6 protein-coding genes are annotated in these 5918 nt (G+C 60.0%); 2 read left to right on the forward strand and 4 right to left on the reverse strand.

Going from position 1 to position 5918, the window contains the following annotated elements:
- Positions 1-439: class I SAM-dependent methyltransferase (locus JJE47_18130; GenBank protein ID MBK5269345.1), on the reverse strand; the 439-nt coding region annotated here is incomplete at its 3' end.
- Between the two features lie 77 nt (positions 440-516).
- Here JJE47_18130 and JJE47_18135 point away from each other — a divergent pair.
- On the forward strand, positions 517-981 hold the full coding sequence (locus tag JJE47_18135; protein ID MBK5269346.1) for a heavy metal-responsive transcriptional regulator: 465 nt from the start codon (positions 517-519) through the stop codon (positions 979-981).
- Between the two features lie 112 nt (positions 982-1093).
- Positions 1094-2803, forward strand: a complete 1710-nt coding sequence (locus JJE47_18140; GenBank protein MBK5269347.1) for an AarF/ABC1/UbiB kinase family protein — start codon at positions 1094-1096, stop codon at positions 2801-2803.
- A 185-nt stretch (positions 2804-2988) separates the two neighbouring features.
- On the opposite strand, the gene JJE47_18145 is transcribed toward JJE47_18140, so the two are convergent.
- From JJE47_18145 to JJE47_18155, 3 genes are all read right to left on the reverse strand, one after another.
- Positions 2989-3318: a heavy-metal-associated domain-containing protein gene (locus JJE47_18145; GenBank protein MBK5269348.1), complete on the reverse strand. Its 330-nt coding sequence runs from the start codon at positions 3316-3318 to the stop codon at positions 2989-2991.
- 712 nt (positions 3319-4030) lie between these two features.
- Positions 4031-5446 carry an NADH-quinone oxidoreductase subunit N gene (locus JJE47_18150; GenBank protein ID MBK5269349.1) on the reverse strand — a complete coding sequence of 472 codons (1416 nt, stop codon included), beginning with the start codon at positions 5444-5446 and terminating at the stop codon, positions 4031-4033.
- Between the two features lie 22 nt (positions 5447-5468).
- Positions 5469-5918 (reverse strand): NADH-quinone oxidoreductase subunit M (locus JJE47_18155; protein MBK5269350.1); only part of this gene is annotated, 450 nt, incomplete at its 5' end.

The following is a 5918-nucleotide window of genomic DNA, read 5'->3' on the forward strand; positions in this document are numbered from 1 at the left end:
GCAAGATCTGACCGTGGGGTTTCGTCACACGGCCTAGTTCACGAAGCCCGTCGACGGGCGCTGCGATGGAACAGACCACCGAAGTCGCGACAGTCGTATCAAATGCATCGTCGGGAGACGGCATGGCAGTGACAGAAACGAGGTCCAACTTCACTTGGCGTCCGAGTTGAGCAGCTCGGCGTTCCGGCCGCCTCAACATCGGGGCCGAACCATCCACAGCGCTTAGCTCAACGTCGGGGCGATAATGGGCGAGGTCCTTGCCAGTTCCGACCCCAATCTCAAGCGTCTCGCCGTAGGCCTGAGGAATCACTGATCGACGGCGCCTCCGAGGGCCCAATAGCTCCATCGGGGCATCATAAAAGTCGTACAGCCATGCCATCGGGTCATAGCTGCGAATCACCCCAAGTTGCTCTATCTGGCTGTCAGTATCCGTTGGCATAGCGTCACACTCTCTTGATCCTCCTCCGACCGTACACCTTCTACCCGACTGGAATGTCAAGTGACTATGATGACCACATGCGAATCGGCGAATTATCACAGAGGGCGGCAGTACCCACCAAGACCATCCGCTACTACGAGGACATCGGGCTCCTTCCAGAGCCCGAACGCAGCGAAAATGGATATCGCGAATATGACGATGACGCCATCGCCCGCTTACGGTTCATTCGTGACGCCCAGGCGAGCGGTCTAACCCTGACTGAGATCGGCTCGATCGTCGATCTCCGAGACCGGGGCCAAACGACGTGCGACCACGTAGTTGACCTGCTCGAACGTCACCTTAAGGATCTTGAGGCCCACATTTCTGATCTTCAGCGGACCCGCGACCAGCTAACCGTCATGACGAAACGTGCCAAGAAGCTCAATCCGGCCGATTGCACCGACCCCAACCGTTGCCAAACCATCGGCGAGGATGCCCTCGTGAGACGCCCTCGCACGGCCAATCATGTCCATTCGGCTCCTCATAGCCACGCTCACCCGTGAGAGTCATGGATAATCGCGAGTCATCGCCTGGCCACAGCAACGGGAAAAGGCGAAAACGAAGCGTTAAAGAGCGGTGGCCAAAGCTGGCACACCGGTCGAACTTGGGAAACCGATGAACGCTTTGACCGGCCGGTGGCAGCGTCGACATCAACACTGGAGCCAACGTCAGCGGCACCGGCGGGAACGCCAGATCGTCAGCGCCCTCGCCAGGCACGGTCTCGGCTTGACCCTGTCGGGCACCGCGATGGGCTGGATACTTCCATTCCAATGGGGATTACTCGGTCACCCTCGCCGAGACACTTCATACTCGGGACCCGAGCACCTAAGAATGGCCTTCGAGGACCTGGGGCCCACCTTTATCAAGCTTGCCCAGATCCTCAGCACTCGCGGAGACCTGGTCGGCCCGACCTACGCATCCGAACTGGCAAGACTCCAAAGTTCGGTCCCTGCGCTGCCGTTTACCGACATAGCTGGCGTCATAGAGTCTGAACTCGGTGCGCCACTTGACGAACTCTTCACCCACATTGATGAGGAGCCGATCGGATCAGGGTCGATCGGTCAGGTCCACCGGGCGACGCTACCTTCTGGCGAATCCGTCGTGATCAAAGTGCAAAAACCCGGGGTACGCTCGACAATCGAACTGGATCTCGACATTCTCCGCCGCTGGGTTGTGCGCGACCACACCTCACCCCAACCAAACGCCTACGACATGAGCGGTTTCCTCGACGAGTTCGGCTTCACCTTGACGACCGAACTCGATTACCTGAATGAAGCCGAGAATGCCAGCCGAATCAAACACATCCATCGCAGGGATGACGCCGTTCTGATTCCCAGCATCTACTGGGATTACTGCTCCCCGCGGGTTCTCGTCATGGAGGAGGTACGCGGGCTCGATTTCGGCGACGAACGACTCGCCGCTCGGCTTACAACCGACGACCGTCGACGGCTCGCCACGGTGGCACTCCACACCGCATTCGTGGAGATCTTTTCAGAAGGGTTCTTTCACGCCGACCCGCATCCCGGCAACTTCATCGTTACGGCCGACCTCAGACTCGGACTCATCGACTTTGGAATGATCGGAGTTCTGTCCGAGCGCCAACGCGAGGACTTTTTGCACCTGGTAAGTGCTATCACCCAGCAGGACAGCGAACGCATGCTGGATGCGTTGTGGGCCTTGGGGGTCACCGAACCGGAGTCCCATCGCGCTGGCGTGGCGCGAGAGTTCGACCACCTCTTCTTCAAGATCGGTGACAAGTCACTAGAGGACCTGGCGGCTGGAGACATTGTTGGCGACCTGATGCAGATCGCCAACCGGCACCAACTGCAGTTTCCGCCCCAGTTGGCACTCCTCCTCAAGGTTCTAGCAATGCTCGAGAGCGCGGCCGTTCTCGTCGACCCCAGTTTCATCTTTTTCGCAGCGCTCGCGCCCGAAGTCTCGGCGCTCCTGAAGGAGAAGACGGCACCGAAACAGGTCGGTGCTCGGATCGGCCGCGAAGCACTTGAGATGGCCCGATTCTTCGAAGGCCTCCCCCACCGAGCGGACCGTTTGTTGCAGCGTGTTGAGACTGGCGATCTTGAATTTGCGACGCGACACGAGGGGCTCGATCTTGTGGCAAGTCGGCTGACCAAGGCGATCAACCGCCTCACCGCAGTGTTAGCCATCGCCCTGTTCCTGGTCGCGTTCGGCCTCTATGTCGTGGCTGTCGAGGTCGCCGGGTCTCCCCAACCAATCGGATTGAACTCATTCCGAGTGGCACTACTCATCGGTAGCCTTCTCCTAGTCAGTTTGACTTTTCGCGCCTGGTTAAGTCGGAAACGTTGAATTCGCAGCTTTGTTCTCCTTCGGACCCCTGACTCTGGGTGAAGGAAAACCATTCGGGTCATCGTTGCGGCCCCCATGCCTCTTCTCCGACGCACCGAGGAGCGGCGAACCCTCCGGTGGACACCAGGCGAAAACCATCTCCCAGCCACTAGCTGAGTGGCCAGCTTTCCTGGGCCACATGCGCCTCACCCGTTCTCGCAACATCGCCGCGCCGGCCGCTGGTTCTCCGGACGAGGCGATTCGAGGCCCGTCAAGATTCGAGCCGAATAGCCCTCATTGGCGACGGCGGCAATCAACGTATCCGAAGGGACGGCCTCCACCTGCAATGTGGCCTGCCCTGCCAAAAGGTCGACTCGGGCGTGGCGGACTCCCGGAACCGAGCTAAGAGCCTGTTCGACCCGTTCGCTACACGACTCGCACGTCATTCCGTCAATTGCCAGCCGAGTGACCTGGACGATTGGACCCGGAACGGCCGACTGACGTTTCCCATCGAAGTCCTGGCCTGTTGTTTGCATAATCGTACGTCCGATCTAACGAGGGCTGTCCGACATTTCGACCATACACCTTCCATTCGAATGGAATGTCAAGCCTTTGATGCACCTAAGACCCCTCACTTGTGGGTGCTGCCGGTGCCGGCTTACCGAACCCTTGACCTTCCAGTCGAGCGGAAGGATTACGATGGTTCGAGAGAACCGGACCCAAAGCCTAAGAGAGCTTTCATTGATGAACGAAACAGCCATAGTTAGAGGAACGGGGAGCCAATCAGGTCGAACTCCGCCGCTGTTCGCCGCAAGCCGCGTCTGCGCGGTGTCGGACTGTGCAACCAGGCTTAGCCGTTACAACCGCAACGACACGTGCTACCAACACAGTCCAGTCCGCTATCCCCGGACCCGAGGAAGGATCACTCCCCGGACAGCCAAACCAAAGATATCTGCGAGATCCGCCGAGGGGTCTTGATGAGACGCCTCCCCCCCATCTCCTCTCACGCCCAGTCCGAGGCAAGCGCATGGAAACCTGAAGTCGCACTTGAATTGGGGGAGGCGTATCTAGCTGTGAATGGGTACTTCGTGCACACGGAATTTGGTACCACACGTGCAGGACTCTGGGGGTAATCGGACCTTCACGGATGCCGACATCATCGCTGTGCAGCCAACCGTTGGCCGCCGATCCAATCGCAACGTCGCCGACGTGAACCGGACGGCGGCTGCTCCCAACCGCCGAGCGGTATTACCCGGTCAATAGCTGTACGGCTTCCCAGGCGCGCAGCAGCGGCTGAGCAGCAACACCGACCGAGATTACGGCGACGGTCGCCACCCCAATCGACACGCCAGACAGCCGACCCATAGTCGGTCGTTTACCGGTCGACTCACCAAGGTAAGCGGGCCCAAGCACTCGCAGGTAATAGACGAGCGAAATCGCCGAGTTGACGACGGTGAGCACAGCCAACCATGTGTATCCCGCGTCAATTACGGCTCCCATCAGGAGAAGCTTGGCGGCAAAACCTCCGAGCGGTGGAATACCAACAAAGGACAGGAATCCGATCAACATGGCCCCCATGAGCCACGGATGGGGGCTGCTGAGACCTCGATAGGAATGGCGATCTGTGAGACCTTTCAGCTGAACGACCACGCCGAACACTGCGACCGTTCCAAAGGCGTAGGCAACCAGGAACATGAGGAGAGAAGGGAGAGCGAGATCACTGCGACCAAGCGCCACAACCGCCATCAGCCCATAACCGGCCTGCGAAACGGCCGACCAGCCGAGCAGGCGCCTGACATCATCCTGCCGTAAGGCAACCAGGTTGCCAACAGTCATGGTGACGGCCGCCAAGAGTGCCACCAGGGGTCTCCAACCCAACTGGGTATCGGGAAGTATGAGAACGAGACGTGCCAGGAACACCAACGCGCCTATTTTCCCGACGATCATGAGGAAAGTCGCAGCCGGGGCGGGGGCCCCTTCGGCGACATCGGGCACCCATGGATGAACCGGTGCTACGCCCATCTTGAAAGCCACCCCGATAGTCACCAGACCAAACCCGACTACCAGAGCGAGCGGATCGGCGTCGACCAGACCCGGACCAACATCGGCGAAGGTTGTGGCACCCGATAATCCGAAGAGGAGGGCGACGCCGTAGACCAACGCACCGTTGGCGAGGGCGCCAAGCAGGAAGTACTTCATGCCTGCCTCAGCCGAGGCCCGAGACCGGCGATGGAATGCTGCCAGCGTATATCCAGCGACGGACGACAGCATCATGGCCAGAACCAGTTCCATGAGGTCGGTTGCCCCGGCCAAGAGCACGGCCCCGAGGGTTCCGAAGATCACCATGACGTAGTACTCACCCTGCCGGTCATCCGAGCGAAACCACTCGACCGATAACGCCACGACCAGCACCCCGACTACTGCCAGCAGAAGCGTTGCCCACCTTCCTACGCTGTCGGCGGCGAGCGAGTCGAAGAAGGTCAATCCGGGGGGGTCGACAATATCGAGGCCCGCAAAGAACGCTGCGGCAACCAGAACAGCGGTAGCGACCAGCGCGATCCACGGTTGCGTCCGTCGGGGAGTGAACAGCGCGACGAGCAAAACAATGATGGATCCGGCTGCCAGGGTCAGCTCGGGCAGGATGTCGCCAACAAAACCGACCATCTGCGCACCCATGTCCTGCACGTCAGCCCCCTGTCATGGCGCGTGTTGCGGAATCGACCACATTGACCAGCCAGGCCGGAGCAATGCCTATGACGACCACCAGGACCAGCATCGGCACAATGGCTGCTAGTTCCCAGGCACCAAGATCGCTCCATTCCGACCACCTCTCGGGCAGAGGCCCCAGGAACACTTTCTGCACCATTCGCAGGAAGAGGGCCGCCGTGATCACGATTCCGAGCAGACCTGTACCCGCCAGCCATGGGTAGACGCCGAGGGTTCCGGCGAAGATTTGGAACTCAGCCACAAAGCCGGCAAGTCCGGGTAATCCCAGCGAGGCGAATGCGGCCAGGATCATGGCGCCTGTCAAGGCCGGAGCGCGGGCTGCCAAACCGCCGTATTCGTCCATTTCGTAGGTCTCGCCGCGGGTGAGGACTGATCCGGTGAGGAGGAACATTGCGCCGGTGATGAGACC

Source organism: Acidimicrobiia bacterium, from assembly GCA_016650365.1.
Lineage (GTDB): Bacteria > Actinomycetota > Acidimicrobiia > Spongiisociales > JAENVV01 > JAENVV01.

Coding starts and splice junctions, on each gene's coding strand:
- JJE47_18135 (MBK5269346.1), top strand. CDS start 517: ATGCGAATCGGCGAATTATCACAGAGGGCGGCAGTACCCACCAAGACC.
- JJE47_18140 (MBK5269347.1), top strand. CDS start 1,094: ATGAACGCTTTGACCGGCCGGTGGCAGCGTCGACATCAACACTGGAGC.
- JJE47_18145 (MBK5269348.1), bottom strand. CDS start 3,318: ATGCAAACAACAGGCCAGGACTTCGATGGGAAACGTCAGTCGGCCGTT.
- JJE47_18150 (MBK5269349.1), bottom strand. CDS start 5,446: ATGGTCGGTTTTGTTGGCGACATCCTGCCCGAGCTGACCCTGGCAGCC.